We start from the raw sequence: 17,402 nt of genomic DNA, 5'->3' as shown, positions 1-17,402 counted from the left end.
TTATTTTCCAGAGTATATATTAGGTTTTCACATTGTATCCCTATATGTACATGTTTTGACGATGTAATATGATAAAAAATATGCTAATATACTCGCCTATTATTTTTTGAAAATCCCTAAGTACTGATATTGATAATTTTTTAGTTATTATAATATATCTTTCCATTTATAGCAACGAAGAAAGTTAGAAAATATTTACTAAAATGAATTTATTTTTTAAAATTTCATATTTACTTTTATAAATTAATAGTATAATATATACATAACATAGTTTTCAAAACTACGTGTAATAGTTTTAATTAGGAGGTACATCATGTCAAAAAATTTTAGAGAACCTGTAAGTGGTTTTACCCATCTATTTGGTGCTTTAGTTTCATTAGTTGGTCTAATAGCACTAATTTATAAAGAAATTTATATAGGACAAAATTCCATACTAGGTATGATAGGAGTTGTCATTTTTGGTCTTAGCTTAATATTTTTATATACAGCTAGTACTGTATATCATTTAGCAGTTTCTTCAGAAGGTGTAATTAAAATGTTAAGAAAATTAGATCATTCTATGATTTTTGTACTGATTGCAGGTACCTATACACCTATATGTCTCATTGCTTTAGAATCTTATTGGAGATGGGGATTATTTATTTGTGTCTGGTCATTAGCCCTAATAGGAATTGTATTCAAATTCTTTTGGATCGATTGTCCAAAGTGGTTATCTTCTAGCTTTTACGTAGGCTTAGGTTGGCTTGCTCTTGTTGCATTTTCACCACTATCTAAAGTCCTACCATTTCAAGCTATGACATTATTAATTTTAGGTGGAATACTTTATACTGTAGGAGCAGTTATTTACTGCTTAGAGAAAAAGGGTAAAAAGCGAACCTTTGGAGCTCATGAAATTTTTCACATATTCGTTCTCTTAGGTAGTTTAGCACATTACATTTTAGTTTTTAAATATATCATATAAAATATAAATAAACTACCTTAATAATATATAACTGAGCATATTCATACTGTTAAATATTTCAATTCATAAGTTGTGACAACTGGGAAATTTATAACTAATTAACTGTAGCGGCGAACAGTGTTCGCCATATAATAACTAGCAATTTCATTGCTAGTTAAAAAATCCATTAAAAAAATTATTTTGTTAAAAAATAATTTTAACCTTAATTGTGAATTTTGCATTGTGAATTGTGAATTGAAATACTCAAGGGTGTAGTTATATTGGGCTATATATTAATTTTCAAGGTAGTTTATCTAAATATATATGAATACCTCACATATATATAGGTTAAATTAACATTATAATAATATATAAGGAGGTATTTACATGCCTGATAATAATAAAAATCGAATGAAAGACAGAGAAAAATCTAACGCAGAGCTTAGAAAAATGTACCCTAAAGATGGTGCTGATATTGGAATAATTGATGGAGAGAAAATAGGTGGTTATGCCAATAGCAAAGATCATTCTAAAGAAAGAGGAAAAGAATATTATTAAAAAGCATGGTAACCATGCTTTTTTTATTATATACTTTTCCTTCTAAATTTCTATATTTCAATATATTTTTATTACTTTTTAGTATATTATTATTGATAAACAATAAAAAGTTTGGTATTATGTTTTTGAGTGGTGAGAATTATGAATAAAAAAATCTCAAAAATATTAACAAAGACAGAAGAATTAACATCATTTTCAATGCTTTTAAATTGTTTTTTTGTACTAGGCTGCTTTTTTTTCATTTGTTTTCTGTATTATCTTTATTTATTCTCTATTTTCAATGAATATACAAGAACATATAGATTTTCTTCCACACTCAATATTTATCATAATTTCAACGTTGAGTATGTATAAAATGAAAATTATAGTAAAAAATTTTAAAAAAGGAGATTTCTTTAACTTAGAAAATATTCGTGCTTTTAAATCTATAGGATGGTTTTCTTCGATTCTTTTTATTACCTATCTAGGTTTATCTTTTTTATTTTCAGATACTATAATAAATAAATATGGTTCTCTAAAATTGACTAGTATGGTGTTTTTAATCTTTGGCTCTTTTTTTTATGTACTAGCTGAAACCTTTAAGATTGCTCGTTTAGCAAAAGAAGAAAATGATTAAACCATTTAAAAATAAATATATAAAAATTTAAGTAAGGAGATAATTATATGAATAAAAAAAGTTTAACTGCATTAACAATAATATTAAGTATAATTCTTGTAATTGGTTCTCTTGTGAGTTTTTTAGCAATCTCCTATGTAATTTTTACCCTTAATCATTTAGGTATGCTAGACTTCTTTGGCGCTTTAGGCTTTTTAGCTTTTAGCTTGATTTCAACAGTAGTTGCATACAAATTAAGACTTGTTGTAAAAAACATAAGAAATGGTGATTGTTTCAATATAGAAAATAGTGATTACTTTAGACATATTGGACTATTATCCCTAATTTCTTCTATTATTTATGCAATCATAACCTATCCAATTCCATATGGGTTTGGCTTTCAATTTTTATCTACTAAGTATGGTTCTTTAAAACCAACTTTCTTTGCATTTTTAATTTTTGGATTATTATCTTATGTATTATCTGAAATATTTAAAATTGCTTTTTTAACAAAAGAAGAAAATGATTTAACCATTTAGGAGGAATGATATGCCTATTATAGTAAACTTAGATGTTATGATGGCAAAGCGAAAGATTAGTTCTCAAGATTTAGCAGCCAAAATTGGGATAACTCAAGCTAATCTTTCTATCTTAAAAACAAACAAAGCTAAAGCTATAAGGTTTTCAACTCTTGAAGCTATATGCAAAGTATTAAACTGTCAGCCTGGAGATATATTAGAATATGTAGAAGATGAAAATGAGGATTAATTTTTACAATAAAAGGTGTTAGAGATTTACTCTAACACCTTTTATGTGGTTTAAACAATTTTTCATGTTTAACTTTCTTTTGCTACTTCTACCATGGTCTTAATATTTTTAAGCGGCGTAGTTATTCCTATACCACAGGCAGGTGACAATATGTCCACTCCATTTTTTATACAATGACTGGATATATTTTTTATTAAGTCACATTCTCCATTAAATAGTGTAAGCGTACTTACATTTCCCATTATTGCTTTTCCACTAACGTTTTGCTTAACCTCTTTCACACTGGTTATTGAATCAAAACTTATAGCATCACATTTTAGATTTTGTAAACTCCCATAAACACTTTTTAATTTCCCGCATATGTGAACTATTACTCCACCTTTAGCATACGGTTTTAAAGCTTCAACTATTTTATTTATATAAGGTATTGCAAACTCATTAAATAACTTTGGCCCTAATATTTCACCGGTACCACTCGGATCTGATATGGCAAGTATTTCTGCTCCAGCCTCAAGCTGAGCTTTACCAAAACTTATTAAATTTTCAGTAATAGCCTCCATATATTTATGCGCTTCTTCTTTTTTTCTTACTAGTTCCTTATAAAAAACTATAGGATCCATAATTGAAGACGCTAAACTTATTGGCCCTGTTATATTGGCTACAATTGGTATTTCTAAGTTCCTTTCTGAAAGAATTTTTATAGCATCTATCACTACTTTTGCTCTTCCAGAATTAGAATCTATGTTTTTCAATTTTTCATATTCCACAGCAGAGTTAATAACATAGTCTGTTACTCTAGGTTCTGTAGTCTTATCTCCTAGTGAAACTCCTGCCCCCATAGATTCCGCCTCTACAGTCATACAAAAAGGAACTCCACAGTTTTCAAATCCTCCATTTTCATACATACTATATGCTAAGTTTGCCATTAGTTCTGGATTAATATGAGCATCTGGCCATTTTATTCCTGTTACATCCATCAAATCTTCTATTATCATGTTCATCATTCCACCAGGACATATACAAGGCGGCCTGTCTACTTCTTCATTCTTTAATACTTTAAATAATCTTTCTTTTGACGTTAACATTAAGCTTTACCCCTTTAATATCTATCTATACTTAAAAGATAATCTATTTTTTCCTCATCTATAGGCCAGCCTACTTCTCGAGCAGCATCCATCATAGCATCTATGTTTTCTACTGGCGTTTCTACAGGAAGTCCACAGCCAGACATTACCATATAGCCTTTAGGGCTTTTATGTGCAATTTTTATAGACTTTAGTACCGCTTTCCTAACATCTTCTCTGCTGCCGGAATACATTATGGTAGAAGGATCTATATTTCCCATTACCTTCATTCGATGTCCAACCTTCTCAACACAGTTTTTAAGGCTAGCTACATTATCTATGCTTACTCCATCCATGCCCATATCCGCTAAGTCTCCCCAAATATCTTCAGTTTGTCCGCAAATATGTATGGATACTCCTCCGCATTTTTTCTTTATAAAGTCACTGAAGGTTTTAATATAAGGATATGCATACTCTCTAAAATGTTTAGGACTTATAACAGTGCAAGATGACATAGGTTCTGCAATAGTAACGCCTACACCTTGCTTAATAGCTTCTTCTGTAAACCTTAAGCAGCTTTCTAACGATATTTTACATAATCTATGCACTGCTTCAGGATTCTTTATCATAAGTCTAGTCATTTCTTTTACTCCTATAAGAAAAAAGGCACTAGTAAAAGGTCCTACAATTAATGTACTAACAGGCACTACTTTTCCGATTTTATCTTTAACTATTTTCATCGCTTCTATTTGAATAGCTAATCTACCATCTTTATAAGGATTAACCACATTTAATTTTCCTATATCCTCTATTTTAGTTATTGCTGGCTCCAAAAGATCCACTGTACCATCTTCAGGATATTTCATCTTTGCTCCCATAGCTTCTGAAAGTATAAATAAATCTGTGAAAATCTTAGCCCCATCTCCACCAAATCTATTATAAGTAGCAATGACTGCATCTGCTAACGCCTTTGAGCTATGATTAAATTCTGAAATTTTACATCCTGATATTCTTGCTATACCATTAGAAAGATTGGGATTACATTGAATTCTATCTACTTCTTCTCCTTTAGATAACGCAATAGCTCTTTCTAAAGCAGTCATTTTATCCTTATGCATTTAAAACTTTCCCCTTCACAAGATTTTTTGCAATTCTAGCAGCTTTAGAAGCCTCTGGAGCATAAGCATCAGCCCCTATTTTATCAGCAAAATTTTGTGATATAGGACCTCCACCTACCATAACAACTACATCTTCTCTTATTCCTTCTTTTTTTAATAAATCTATAACTACCTGCATATTGTCCATAGTAGTAGTCATAAGAGTAGACATTCCAACTAAATTAGCATTGAAATTTTTAGCTTTGTTTACAAATTCTATAGGCGGTACATCTCTACCTAAATCTAATACTTCAAAACCATTGGTTTCTAGCATTATCTTAAAGAGATTTTTACCTATATCATGAGTATCACCTTCCACTACTCCAACTACTGCTCTTAAATTATTATCACTGCTTTCACTTTTCAGATGTGGTCTTAAAATATCAAGACCTACATACATAGCATCAGAGCACATTAAAAGTTCCGGTATGTAATACTCTCCTTCTTCATATAATTTTCCTGCTTCCTGCATTCCCATAGCTAATCCTTCATTTATTGCTGTAAAAGGATCTACTTTATCTTCAACGCATTTTTCCGCTAAATCTTTAGTATCATCCTCCTCCATATCAACTACACTTTGTTTTAAATCAAGTAATAAATCTCCATCATACATAGTTTCTCATCCCTTCTTTATTTTAAAATAATCTCATATGCTAAAGGTTCATCTAGCAACTTATTAGTGTTTTTTATACATCTTCCCCCTAAGGCTTTAATAGAATTTCTCTCATTTAATATACTTATTATTCCTTCTCCATAGGTTAAGTTGTTATCATATTTTATAGGATTAAAATCAATAAAATCATTGTTATATAAGCTTGAAGATGTTAATCCACATACATGAATTAAACTATTATCAATAACTTGCTGAAAGTTTCTAATTATATTACAAGTACTTTTACCACTATAATTTAAATATATATTTTTACCTACAATAGATTCTACTCCACTAGAATCTCCATAGGATATTATATTAGCTCCTCTTTTAACCCCTTCTTTTATATATTCTAAAATTCCCTGCTCTACCTTTTCTATTATTTCTAAAGCCTTATTCTCATCTTTTCTTAATAGTTTATAAAAAATTCTTGGTTCCATTATAGAAGTTATAACTGTAAATGGGCCTTCTACTTTTAATGCTACATATGGATTTTCAGCTTTAAGTTCTTCTATACTGTCTAGCACTTCCTTTACCCTACCTAAACCAAAATTAATTGTCTTTAAATCTTCTATTTCATTTAATGAATTTATAGCATATTCTTTAACTCTTGGAAGGTATTTATGGTCTCCTAAATTTACCTTTGCTCCAAGCGCTTCTGGTAATACAGTCATACAAAAAGGTAAAAAACATATATTATCTTTTTTATAAATTTTAAGTTCTTTTGATAACCTTGTCATAGCCCTCTTCTCACTATACGCCTCCGGGAAACTTATTCCTAAGTGTAAAATTTCCTCCGGTATATGCTCATTATCATCTCCCGAGCATTTAAATTTGTTCAATTCTAACACCTCCCCATCTATTAATTCACAATTCACAGTTCACAATGCACAACTAAGATTAGTGCACAATGCACAATTCACAATTCACAATTAAGGAGGAAATTATTTTTTTAGAAAAATAATTTCTTTAAATAGATTTTTTTGGCTAGCAATTTTATATTGCTAGTATTTTTGAAAAAGTCACTGCGTAACTTTAAGAAATAATCAATTTTAAATTTCTCAGTGGCGGCTGAGAAATATCCATAACTGTGAACTGTGAATTGTGAATTGGATAAAGTTGTGCATCGTGAATTGTGAATTAAATAAAGTTCATCGACACAGTTAGATAATTGATAATTAATATGTAGCAATATAATTGCTAGTTTGTATTTGCTTTAGATTCTTAAAAAATTTAAAACTTTTTTTCTTTATGAAGGAATTTAAATCTTATAGTGGAATAATACTGTAAAATAATGGTAATATTAATTAATAGAAGTTAATCAATGAAGATCTTTAAGAATTAATAATTAAGTATGAAGAATGAAGAATTATGGTTGAAATTAGTTTTGGCTAAACTAATTTCTTTAAACGGATTTTTTTGGCTAGTGATTATATCGCTAGTTGTTCCGTGGCGAACACTGTTCGCCGCTACAACAAAATCAATTCTAAATTTCTCAGCCACTGCTGAGAAATATCCGCAATTCTCCATTGTCCATTGTCAATTTTCAATTGTTGAAGGGAGTGTTTAATATGAAAGGTAATAAATTTTTAACATTTATAGTCATACTTATGTTTGTGGTAGGAGCAAAGGCATTAAATGCATTTCCAACGGAGGTTAAGATAGTATCACCGCAGGGAGAAAAAAATATAGCATTGCTTACTAAGGGTGATGATGAGGTAGAAAAACTTTTAGTAAATTACGATATATCTTTGCCTAAAGTTTATGAAGGAAAAGAAATTACTTGGTACAATCCTCAGGGAGAAGAAACTATCTATATAGATACTACTTACCTCGGAGAATATAAATATATTGGTAAAGAAAAAGATTCTAATAAAAAAATAACTAAAATCTTTTCAATAGAAGAGGATATAACTTCTATACAGGATATAAGAGTAACTTTAAAGCCAGAAGAAAGTTATGTATTACCTGATAAAGTACAAGCTATTCTTGAAGATGGAGAAGATGTATATAGAGAAGTAGTTTGGTATGATGTCACTGGAAAAGGAACAACTATTGTGGAAACTCATAGAGAAGGAAAGCAAATTTTCTTTGGAAGAGTAAAGGGATATAAAAATCCAATAATGGCTACTGTAGAAGTTCTAAAATTAGTTAATCAATAATATATATGATAAAGGTTAGCATTTAATATAATGAGTTTTTAATTAAAAGTAAACTTTTTAGAAAATTTTAAAATAAAATTGATAAGAATTAAAAACTTTTAATTCTTATAGCCTAAATATTAATGTGAGCCTAATTATTCAAGAATTCATAAAAAGTTAATTGAAGGAATTACAAATTACTTTGTAAATATTACACAATTGTAGAAAAAAGACAAAATTTGTCGTCTAAATTATGGCAAATGTGCCATAATTTTTAGATAAATTGTATGAAATTTAAAAAAATAAAAAACAATAAAAAAAGACAAAAAAAATAAAAAAATATAAAAAAAGTTGAAAGGAAAAAGAAGAAAAAAAGAGAATATCTTATCCGTAATAGTAAATAAATGCACAAGCTATCTCTTTGTAGATAGTAACTATCCAATAATGGATAGAAAATATCCTAGCATGATAAAATGCCTAAATATAAAAATACTGCAATATTTTTATATTAAAGGTAGTGCAAGTTTGCGGATAAAATATTCCCATAGAAAAATAAAAAGATGAAAATTTTAATAAAGATTAAATCTTCATTAAAAAATAATTACTTGGTAACTTTTATTATACTATAAACGTATACTCTATGGAAAGAAAAAATCCATAAAACTTGTTAATATCATGGGGGATTTTAATTAGTTTAAAATTAACTTTGTTAAAAATTGACTTTGTTAATTATTAATATGTAAATTATACATTTAAAGCTCTAATGCAGCTGAAGCACCTCAGTATAATTATGGAACATACCCTTAATACATTAGAAGATATGGTAAGGATCGCAGACGAGATGAATTTAAATATCTTGTAGTGAATGTACTAAAGAAGGAAATGTTCTATAAAATGCTGAGAGAAGCGTAAGCTAGCATTAGACAGAATTAATTTACTAAAAAGAAAAGGGGAGTAAAAAGATGAAAAAAAGTTCAAGAGTTATTTCAACACTATTACTTGGTGCTACTCTTACAACATTGAGCGCTAACGTGTTCGCTGTTGAATCAAAAGAGACTATCGAGAAAAAATTATTAGCTGGAAACAACAGATACGAAACAGCTGTAAAAGTAAGTGAAAAATGGGAAAAGGCTGACAACGTAGTTTTAGTTAACGCTTTAGCTATGGCTGACGCATTAGCAGCTACACCACTTGCAAAATTAAAAGATGCTCCAATTCTTTTAACAGATGCTGGAGAATTAACAAAAGCTACTAAAGAAAGAATTGAAAAATTAGGAGCTAAAAACGTAATCGTAGTAGGTGGAGAAGGCGTAATTTCTAAAGCAGTTGTTGCTGAATTAGAAAAAGCTGGATTAAAAACAGAAAGAATATCTGGTGTTGACAGATTTGAAACATCAGCAAAAGTAGCAGAAAAATTAGATGCTAAAAAAGTTGCTGTTGTTAACGGATTAAACGGAAGATTAGCAGACGCATTATCAGTTGCTGCACCAGCTGCTGAAAACAACATGGCTATCTTACTTACAAATGGTAAAGATTTAGGAGCTGTTAAAGATGCTGCTAAAGATAAAGAAGCTGTAGTTGTTGGAGGAAGCGCAGTTCTTGCTGACTCAATCAAAGATGATTTAAAAGCAGAAAGACTTGGCGGAGCTACTAGAAATGAAACTAACGCTGAAGTAATGAAAAAATTCTACGGCGATAAACAAGTTAAAACAGTATATGTTGCTAAAGATGGCGCAGCTCAAGAAAACCAATTAGTTGACGCATTAGCAGCAGGCCCAGTTGCTGGTAAAGAAGGAGCTCCAATAGTATTAGCTGGAAGCAAATTAGCAGACGGACAAAAGAAATTCTTAGAAGGACAAGGCGAAGTTGCTACAGTTTATGAAGTTGGTGGCGGAATCAACACTAGCACTGTTAAAGACTTAATGACAGCTCTAGGCGTTAAAGATGTAGTTGACAAAGCTGAAGTTTCTTCAGTAAAAGCAACTAACTTAAAAGAAGTAGTAGTTACATTTGGAATGAAAGTTGATTTAGATTCAGCTGAAGATGCAACTAACTATTCAATAAATAAAGATGTTAAAATAGAAGATGCAGTTTTACAAGAAGATGGAAGAACTGTAGTGTTAAAAATAAAAGAAAATGATAATGAAAAAGTATTATCAAATCAAGAAAAATATAAATTAACTGTAGATACAGTATTAGCTGGAGATAAAGAAATAACTGCTAAAGATTTCGAGTTTACTCCAATGGATAATGAATATCCAGAAGTTAAAGAAGTTAAATCTTTAGGAACTAAAGCAATTAAAATTGTATTTAGTGAACCAGTTAAGAAAATAACTTCTAGTAATATTAAACTAGATGGAAAAACTTATTATGGTCAAATTGACAACAATGGTAGAGAAGTAATATTAAAACAATTCAGCTCAGATAAACTATCATTAGGAGATCATAAATTAGAAATTGAAGGCGTAGAAGATTATGCTGGATTTAAAGCAATAGCTTCTGAGCATAAATTTACAGTTGTTGAAGATACAACACCTCCAACAGTAGTAAAAACTGAAGCAACATTAGAAAAAGTAATAGTAACTTTTAGTGAAGATGTTGATCCAGATTCAGTAAGCGACTCAAGCTTATATTACAAAAAAGATGACAAAAAAATAAGAGCTAATAGATATAGAAAAGTAGATGGAAAAACTTATGCATTCTATTTCGAGGGAGAAGAAAAGAGACTTCCTGGATATGAAATGACAATGTACATTGAAGATGTTAAGGATTATAGCGATAATGTAATAAAAGAAAAAGAAATAAAAGTTAAACCAGAAGTTGATCAAACTAGACCAGTAGTTAGAAATGTTAGTGTTGATGAAACTGGTAAAATTATAACTGTAAAATTTAGCAAAAACATCCATGAAGATTCATTAAAAGATAAACACTTTGTTATAAAAGACAAAGATGGAAAAGTTAGAGGCATAAACAAAATTGAGCCTGGAACTGACGATAATATAGTAGTTCTTACTCTAATAGACAAACTTCCAGCAGGAAAGAACACTATTAAAATTGATGGAGTTAAAGACGCAACTTATTTACAAAATGTTATGTTACCTTATGAAAAAGAAATAGACACTAAAAATACAACTAAACCAACATGCACAGGAATTGCTACAAGCGAGAAGAAGAGAACTATAATTTTAACATTTGATAAGAGAATGGATGCTTCTACATTAGAGAAAGCAAGCAATTACCTAATAAGATTCAACAATGAAACACGTGGATTACCAAGTGATACAGAAATTGATGTAATTGAAAATGGAAAAGCTGTAAGAATAATTTTACCAGAGAAAATTAGTGGAGATAAGGTTATATTTGGTGGCAATTTAAATTTAATTGAATTCTTTGGATTAAAAGATATCGATGGTAATGAACTTGCAAAATATAAAGATGACATGGAAATTAAAAGTGATGAAAATTCTAAAGCTAAATTAGATATTTATAAAGAATCTTTATCAGAAACTGCTGAAGGTGAAGCTAAAGACAGAAATACTATAAAGATTAAATTTGAGCAATCTATTGGTAAAATTTCTAAGGAAGCTTTCAAATTAGAGAAAAAAGTTGTAACAGAGAATGGAACAAGCTGGAATGATATAGAAATTAAAAAAGTTACTTTTGAAGGTTCATATGTAACTATAACTACTGATGAAAAATTACCAACATCTGTTGAAGACTTTAGATTGTCAATAGACAAAGGCGAGATGATAGAATCAGCTGCTGGATTAACAGGAGTATCACCAGAGTCATTAAATAGATATGTAGAATTACATGATAGTATAGCACCAGAAGTAAAAGCTGATATAAAAGCATACACAGTTGAAGGCAATAAAATATTAGTGCCATTTACTGAAGAATTAGAGAGTAACCCATATATAGTAGGACTATACGTTGAAGACTTTAAGGTTACTAAAATAGATGGAACACAAAAAGTTTTAACTCCAGGTTCTGATTTTACTACTTCATTAACAAACGGTAATAAGACTGTACAAATAGAAATTAAAGTAGCTGGAGAATTTAATTATAAAGTTGAATTAGCTGGTAATGGAACAGAAGCTAAACGTATCCAAGATAAAGCTGGAAATGTTGCGGCATTAAAAGACACACTTCCAACTACTACAAAAGTAACTGGTAAAACAGATGCAGATAAAAAAGTAGAAGAAGCAGTAGCAGCAATAAATGCTGGAACTGCAACAGTTGAAGATTACACAGCAGCAGGAATAGCTGGAGTAACAGATGCTAATCTTACAGCAGTTAAAGCTAAAGTAGAAGCAGCTAAAACAACTAAAGGATCAGAATTAACAAAAACAGAAATTAAAGCTGAAGTAGACGCTGTACTTGTAGAAACAGCTCAAGAAGAGTTAGCTGATAAGATTGAAGAAGCAAAAGCAGCTAAAGTAGATGTTAAAACAAGTGCAAATGGTGACGATGTGCAAAAATCTGAAAAATGGGTAACAGCAGGAGTTGCTAAAACATTTGATGATGCGATAGATGCAGCAGAAGATAAGAAAACATCAGAAGTATTGAAAGATTTACAAGATGCAAAAGATACTTTAATTGAAGCAATAAAAGAATATAATGCTGCTAAAAAAGATGGAAAACTAGAATAATAAGTAATAATTGCTTTACGCTATAAAAGTGTTAGGTGATAGAATAAGGGGAGCTGACCTGAGGGGGAGCTCCCTTTTGTATGCGTAGACAGCATTGGTATAATTTAAAAATTGAAACTATCTGATGTATATGTGAAGATATATGGATTGAAAGAGTATGTTTCTAAACTTAAGAGGTTAATAAATGTATCACTAAAAGATGCATTTCTATGTTATGACTTATTTAGTGATGCATAATTGAAATATAAGAAGCCAACTAAGGGAATACTACTACATTATATAGACATAGTATTAGAAGGATTTAAAAATGGTAGCTTTTGAATTTTAAATGATTTAACAAAAATAAATTGAAAATCTTTACTAAATGATGTAAAATACTTATACAACTTAATCAATGGAGAATTGATGATTGACAATGGACAATTAATGTGGAAATTATTTTTAGTCAAAATAATTTCTTTAAATAAATTTTTTTAACTAGCAATAGAATTGCTAGTTTTTTTTATTCCACCTCTGGGGAACTTAATCAATGGAGAATTGAGAATGTAAAATTGACAATTATGGTTGAAATTAATTTTGTAAATTAATTTCTTTAGATAGATTTTTAATAAAACAATTTAAGACTTCTCCATAAAGGGGAAGTGTCAATAATTATCCATTGTCAATAGTCAATTCTCAATTGCCGAAGGGGTGGAAGGATAACGCTGAGAAATATCCACAATTATTGATTTTTAATCGTGAAGTAAATAAAGTTTTTTATTATGAATTGTGGATTAAATTAAGTACATATTAACTTCTAAATGAAGTTTAAATTAAATAAATTTTTACATAAAGAGGTGGCTTGTGAGACATAAAATTGATTTAGTTGGATTTGAAGGCAGAAAAGTTGAAGTTGAGAAGAGTGGGTTTAAACCTCCACGCTTACTTATTGATGATATTCAAGTGGAGAAGATAGGAAAGCGTGAAATGATTCTTACTAGAATTTAAGGCATCTTCAAAAAATAATAATCCAGTATATTAGCCTATTTTTCATCATGCTGCGTCGTCAGAACCTGCACATAGACCCACTATGAGCAGAACCTAACTCCTTACCTGATAAAAAATATACTAAATATCTTTGGCTTATTATTTTCTTTCACATGCCTAATGGTGAAAACCGTGTAGCTTCTTGGACTAATAAAACTTTTAGCATGGATCCAATTCCTAAACTTAAAGTTGGTGATGAGGTAATTCAAGTAGCAGAACCATTAAAATAGTATACTAAAGTTTGGTGTTTATTACCTTTATTTTTACTTTACTACGGTGCCATAGGGGGAGCTTAATCAATGGAGAGCTTATAGGAATTAAGAATGAAGTATGAAGGATGAAGAATTANNGGTTGAAATTAGTTTTGATCAAACCAATTTCTTTAATAGATCTATTATAGCGGCGAACAGTGTTCGCCAGTTTTTTTGAACATGTTTTATAATTTAATATTGATACAATAACATGTGGCGAACACTGCTCGCTGCTACAGTTATATGATTGATAATTAATATAAAAATTAATTTTATAAAATAATTTCCTCAATAAATTTAGCTAGCAATATAATTACTACCTTTTTATAAGAAGTTACTATGTAACTTCAAAAGAAACAAATAAAAAACTTCTCCCATAAAGGAGAAGTTTCCATAAATTCTTCATTCTTCATTTTTAATTCTTAATTAACAACGTACAGCGTTGTTATTAGATTATTTCTTCTCCACATATGAATCAAATATATCTGCACTTAACTGTATAGCTTCATCTAGAGATTCATTATGATCTCCGGCTATAGGTATTAGCTTGTATGGTGCATTAAATTTTTTGGCTTGTTTTTCAAATTCTTCTGATAAGTACATTATTCCTATATCATCCTTACCTACGAAGGAATAAACAGGTGTCTTTATACTATTTGCGTATTCATGAGATGAACGTATATGTATTTCATCTTTATTATATTCAAATGGTATACGTTCTTTTCTTTGTTCAAAATAAATTTCTGTACCGTATGATGCACCGTTAGTAGCAATAGCACTATATGGTGAATCTGTTAATGATGCTAAAACTCCTAGAGAACCTCCTGCACTGTGTCCCATTAAGAATACATTATTCTCATCAACATAAGGAAGACTAGCTAAATATTTTCCAGCAGCAATGCAATCTTTTACTTCACCGTAAAAATATTCAAAATTACCTGGGTTTCCATTTTCACCACGAACCATAGGTGTCATAACTACATAACCTCTATCAATATAGTCTTCTGCAACATACCAATCACCTTCATCAAAGGAAAAACCACCATGCATGAGAACTACAGCAGGATATTTATAACCATCCTTTGGGTCATTTAAAACCCATGCCTTAAGTTTTAATCCATCAGATTCATATTCAATTTCTGAAGCATATGGTGGAGGTGTTGAATTCTCATATTCATCAATTGAAGGAGCTTCTTTCACGAAAGATGATTTGAAAGTTTGTATATCCTTCTCATAAGATCCAGAGAAGATATCATTCTTAGAAGTGTTATTGCTATTAGAGCAACCTACTAAAAGCAATGAACACAATAAAATACTGGCAAAAATATTATATACTTTTTTACTCATAAATTCTCCTTTGTTTTTAGCCATCTGAAAAATAATGAATTCAAGATGACTTACTTAAAATTATTAATTATTTTTGTTTTTTCGCATTCTTTTTTGAAGATATAACAATGTAAATTATACCTAAAAGAGCAAGTCCTACAGAACCATATTTAATAACTTCATACATAACATTTTCCCTCCCATACCTAGATAATTACAATTTGTATAAAATACAATAATTCATAAAATATACCAGTTAATTATATCACAATAATACCAAAATTTACAACAAAATAAGACAAAATTCACCTATAATTACCACCCCTGGGGAACAGTAGTGAAGCCCTTTAGGGTTCCCCTGGGGTGCAGTATGATTCGGAGCAAAAGTTAGTGAGATTATACTAAATTTATGGAGATATGCAATGTTACTAAAATATTTTTTAATGTTGCAGATACAGTGCCATACTATACTGCACCCCAGGGGTCTATATAGAAAGCAGTTACAAATTTAAATTCTGCAAATACTTTAATTTCGTTTAAATCTATAATTTTGTTATAGACCCCAGGGGTGGAAGTTAATGTTTAATTATATTTTTGCATAATCAATATGAACTTGGATATAATTTCTGATAAATAGTGAAAGAGGTGAAAGCATGGCAACTAGACCTAGAGTTTATTCTCCAAATTCATATTATCATGTAACTCTTAGGGGAAATAGAAAAGAAATTATATTTAGAGAAGATATGGATTATTGGATCTTATTGAAAGTAATAATGAATACAATTAAGCATTATAAAAATCAATTTTATATTAATTGTTTTTGCTTTATGACAAACCATATACATCTTTTGCTATATATCAAAGAAGAAAATATAAGTTTAATTATGAATAGAATCAATAGTATGTATACTAGGTATTTCAATAAAAAATATAATTTAAATGGTCATTTATTTGAAGGAAGATTTAATTCGGAAATTATATCAAATGATAGCTATTTATTAGAAGTAAGTAGATATATACATTTAAATCCTGTAAGAGCTAATATAGTTTCACGACCAGAAGATTATAATTTTAGTAGCTATAAAATGTATATTGGATATGATAAAGAAAGATTTATAAAAACAGAAGATATCTTGGGGTATTTTATTAATACAAAATGTAAAAGAGAGTTTTATAAAGATTTTGTAGAATCTTCTATATTACCACCCCAGGGGTCTATATAGAAAGCAGTTACAAATTTAAATTCTGCAAATATTTTAATTTTGTTTAAACCTATAATTTTGTTATAGACCCCNNATTATTAATTCTTAATTAATAACAGACAAACTACTCCATAAACACCTATTTATCAACATATGGACAAGTTTATTGTCGTAATTTTTCTATATGTTTCTATTGAAAAATGTAATAAAAAGTAATATAATATAGTTATAGGAAATAAGTGCAAGTCAACTTATCATTTAAATTAAGCTTTACCTTATTGTAATTAAAATAAATTATATAGTAACTTAAAAATTATATTAAGATACTATTCTACAATCTAATTTATAAGCAAGTATTAATGCTTCCTTAAATGTTTTAATTTATAATTATAGATATTTCTCATTATTGATTGAGAAATATCTATAATTCTTTCTATTGTTTTTCCATAAAAAGATTTTAAAATTGCATTTTTAAATTAAGTTTTAAAAGGGGGAAAATAGAATATGTATAATGATTTAAATGAGCTAGTGGTGCGTGCAAAAGATGGTGATAAGGTAGCTACAGAATCCATAGTGGACAGGTTTAGAAACTATATAAAATATTTTAGTAGAAGAATTTATGTAGCTGGGTATGAAGTAGGAGACTTAGAACAAGTTGGTTTTCACAGTTTATTAAAAGCAATAAGAGCTTGTGACTTAAACAAATACTCTTTTACACCTTATGCAATTGCTTCAATTAAAAATAATTATTATGCACTTATAAGAAATAAAGTAAAAGAAAGGTACAGCCTTAGCTTAGAAGAAGATCACAATGGATTAAAAATAATAGATGTATTAAATTCTAGTGAGAACATAGAAGAAGATTATATACTTAAAGAAACCATACAACAACTTAAGAAAGCGATAGATAACCTATCCCCCATAGAAAAAGAAATATTAGAAAGCATATTCTTTGAGGAAAAAACTATAAAGCAATATGCTCAGGAAAAGAATTTAAAATATCATAATGTGATATATAAAAAGAAGTCAATTATAAGTAGATTAGGAAATGAAGAACATATAGGAATTAA

General features: G+C 29.2%; 15 protein-coding genes. 10 read left to right on the top strand and 5 right to left on the bottom strand.

Annotation, left to right across the window (positions count from 1 at the left end; translation table 11 throughout):
* The first annotated feature begins 313 nt into the window (after nucleotides 1–313).
* The 5 genes from trhA to B2W91_RS03810 all read left to right on the top strand — a co-directional run bounded on the left by trhA (nucleotide 314) and on the right by B2W91_RS03810 (nucleotide 2,861).
* Entirely contained in the window at nucleotides 314–961 is a 648-nt protein-coding gene (trhA, locus tag B2W91_RS03830; RefSeq protein ID WP_291578957.1) for a PAQR family membrane homeostasis protein TrhA, read from the top strand.
* Between the two features lie 366 nt (nucleotides 962–1,327).
* Nucleotides 1,328–1,498 carry a hypothetical protein gene (locus tag B2W91_RS03825; protein WP_291578956.1) on the top strand — a complete coding sequence of 57 codons (171 nt, stop codon included), beginning with the start codon at nucleotides 1,328–1,330 and terminating at the stop codon, nucleotides 1,496–1,498.
* Nucleotides 1,499–1,778: 280 nt separating this feature from the next.
* Entirely contained in the window at nucleotides 1,779–2,114 is a 336-nt protein-coding gene (locus B2W91_RS03820) for a DUF2975 domain-containing protein (RefSeq protein ID WP_291578955.1), read from the top strand.
* A gap of 47 nt (nucleotides 2,115–2,161) precedes the next feature.
* Entirely contained in the window at nucleotides 2,162–2,632 is a 471-nt protein-coding gene (locus B2W91_RS03815) for a DUF2975 domain-containing protein (RefSeq protein ID WP_291578954.1), read from the top strand.
* Nucleotides 2,633–2,642: 10 nt separating this feature from the next.
* Nucleotides 2,643–2,861: a helix-turn-helix domain-containing protein gene (locus B2W91_RS03810; protein ID WP_291578953.1), complete on the top strand. Its 219-nt coding sequence runs from the start codon at nucleotides 2,643–2,645 to the stop codon at nucleotides 2,859–2,861.
* A 68-nt stretch (nucleotides 2,862–2,929) separates the two neighbouring features.
* Here the strand turns inward: B2W91_RS03810 and B2W91_RS03805 are convergent, their stop codons facing one another.
* The 4 genes from B2W91_RS03805 to B2W91_RS03790 are packed head-to-tail and all read right to left on the bottom strand — an operon-like array spanning nucleotide 2,930 to nucleotide 6,576.
* The gene (locus B2W91_RS03805) at nucleotides 2,930–3,946 is read right to left on the bottom strand and encodes a methylcobamide:CoM methyltransferase MtbA (RefSeq protein WP_291578952.1); all 1,017 of its coding nucleotides are present in this window, start codon (nucleotides 3,944–3,946) and stop codon (nucleotides 2,930–2,932) included.
* Nucleotides 3,947–3,960: 14 nt separating this feature from the next.
* On the bottom strand, nucleotides 3,961–5,043 hold the full coding sequence (locus B2W91_RS03800; RefSeq protein WP_291578951.1) for a uroporphyrinogen decarboxylase family protein: 1,083 nt from the start codon (nucleotides 5,041–5,043) through the stop codon (nucleotides 3,961–3,963).
* Nucleotides 5,036–5,695 carry a corrinoid protein gene (locus tag B2W91_RS03795; protein WP_291578950.1) on the bottom strand — a complete coding sequence of 220 codons (660 nt, stop codon included), beginning with the start codon at nucleotides 5,693–5,695 and terminating at the stop codon, nucleotides 5,036–5,038. The genes B2W91_RS03800 and B2W91_RS03795 overlap by 8 nt, the downstream gene beginning before the upstream one ends.
* A 17-nt stretch (nucleotides 5,696–5,712) precedes the next feature.
* Nucleotides 5,713–6,576: a uroporphyrinogen decarboxylase family protein gene (locus tag B2W91_RS03790; protein WP_291578949.1), complete on the bottom strand. Its 864-nt coding sequence runs from the start codon at nucleotides 6,574–6,576 to the stop codon at nucleotides 5,713–5,715.
* 729 nt (nucleotides 6,577–7,305) lie between these two features.
* Here B2W91_RS03790 and B2W91_RS03785 point away from each other — a divergent pair.
* The 3 genes from B2W91_RS03785 (at nucleotide 7,306) to B2W91_RS03775 (ending at nucleotide 13,514) form a co-directional block, all read left to right on the top strand.
* Nucleotides 7,306–7,896 carry an Ig-like domain-containing protein gene (locus B2W91_RS03785; RefSeq protein WP_291578948.1) on the top strand — a complete coding sequence of 197 codons (591 nt, stop codon included), beginning with the start codon at nucleotides 7,306–7,308 and terminating at the stop codon, nucleotides 7,894–7,896.
* A gap of 941 nt (nucleotides 7,897–8,837) precedes the next feature.
* Entirely contained in the window at nucleotides 8,838–12,527 is a 3,690-nt protein-coding gene (locus B2W91_RS03780; protein ID WP_291578947.1) for a cell wall-binding repeat-containing protein, read from the top strand.
* Between the two features lie 843 nt (nucleotides 12,528–13,370).
* Complete coding sequence (locus B2W91_RS03775; RefSeq protein ID WP_291578946.1) at nucleotides 13,371–13,514, top strand: hypothetical protein; 144 nt, start codon at nucleotides 13,371–13,373, stop codon at nucleotides 13,512–13,514.
* Nucleotides 13,515–14,257: 743 nt separating this feature from the next.
* Here the strand turns inward: B2W91_RS03775 and B2W91_RS03770 are convergent.
* Nucleotides 14,258–15,151 (bottom strand): alpha/beta hydrolase family protein, encoded by an 894-nt coding sequence (locus B2W91_RS03770; RefSeq protein WP_291578945.1) that lies wholly within the window; start codon nucleotides 15,149–15,151, stop codon nucleotides 14,258–14,260.
* A 632-nt stretch (nucleotides 15,152–15,783) separates the two neighbouring features.
* Between B2W91_RS03770 and B2W91_RS03765 the strand changes: the two genes are divergently transcribed.
* Together B2W91_RS03765 and B2W91_RS03760 are read left to right on the top strand one after the other, a co-directional pair.
* The gene (locus B2W91_RS03765; RefSeq protein WP_291578944.1) at nucleotides 15,784–16,353 is read left to right on the top strand and encodes a transposase; all 570 of its coding nucleotides are present in this window, start codon (nucleotides 15,784–15,786) and stop codon (nucleotides 16,351–16,353) included.
* A 483-nt stretch (nucleotides 16,354–16,836) separates the two neighbouring features.
* Nucleotides 16,837–17,402, top strand: a 566-nt coding sequence (locus tag B2W91_RS03760) for a sigma-70 family RNA polymerase sigma factor (RefSeq protein WP_291578943.1), incomplete at its 3' end; no start/stop codon positions are given.

Origin of the sequence: Clostridium sp. UBA6640, from assembly GCF_002455975.1 — a bacterium.
In the GTDB taxonomy this organism is placed as follows: domain Bacteria; phylum Bacillota; class Clostridia; order Clostridiales; family Clostridiaceae; genus Clostridium_J.
Note: the sequence above shows the minus strand (reverse complement) of the source record. Positions and strands in the feature narration are given on the sequence as shown.

Coding starts and splice junctions, on each gene's coding strand:
- trhA (WP_291578957.1), top strand. CDS start 314: ATGTCAAAAAATTTTAGAGAACCTGTAAGTGGTTTTACCCATCTATTT.
- B2W91_RS03825 (WP_291578956.1), top strand. CDS start 1,328: ATGCCTGATAATAATAAAAATCGAATGAAAGACAGAGAAAAATCTAAC.
- B2W91_RS03820 (WP_291578955.1), top strand. CDS start 1,779: ATGAATATACAAGAACATATAGATTTTCTTCCACACTCAATATTTATC.
- B2W91_RS03815 (WP_291578954.1), top strand. CDS start 2,162: ATGAATAAAAAAAGTTTAACTGCATTAACAATAATATTAAGTATAATT.
- B2W91_RS03810 (WP_291578953.1), top strand. CDS start 2,643: ATGCCTATTATAGTAAACTTAGATGTTATGATGGCAAAGCGAAAGATT.
- B2W91_RS03805 (WP_291578952.1), bottom strand. CDS start 3,946: ATGTTAACGTCAAAAGAAAGATTATTTAAAGTATTAAAGAATGAAGAA.
- B2W91_RS03800 (WP_291578951.1), bottom strand. CDS start 5,043: ATGCATAAGGATAAAATGACTGCTTTAGAAAGAGCTATTGCGTTATCT.
- B2W91_RS03795 (WP_291578950.1), bottom strand. CDS start 5,695: ATGTATGATGGAGATTTATTACTTGATTTAAAACAAAGTGTAGTTGAT.
- B2W91_RS03785 (WP_291578948.1), top strand. CDS start 7,306: ATGAAAGGTAATAAATTTTTAACATTTATAGTCATACTTATGTTTGTG.
- B2W91_RS03780 (WP_291578947.1), top strand. CDS start 8,838: ATGAAAAAAAGTTCAAGAGTTATTTCAACACTATTACTTGGTGCTACT.
- B2W91_RS03770 (WP_291578945.1), bottom strand. CDS start 15,151: ATGAGTAAAAAAGTATATAATATTTTTGCCAGTATTTTATTGTGTTCA.
- B2W91_RS03765 (WP_291578944.1), top strand. CDS start 15,784: ATGGCAACTAGACCTAGAGTTTATTCTCCAAATTCATATTATCATGTA.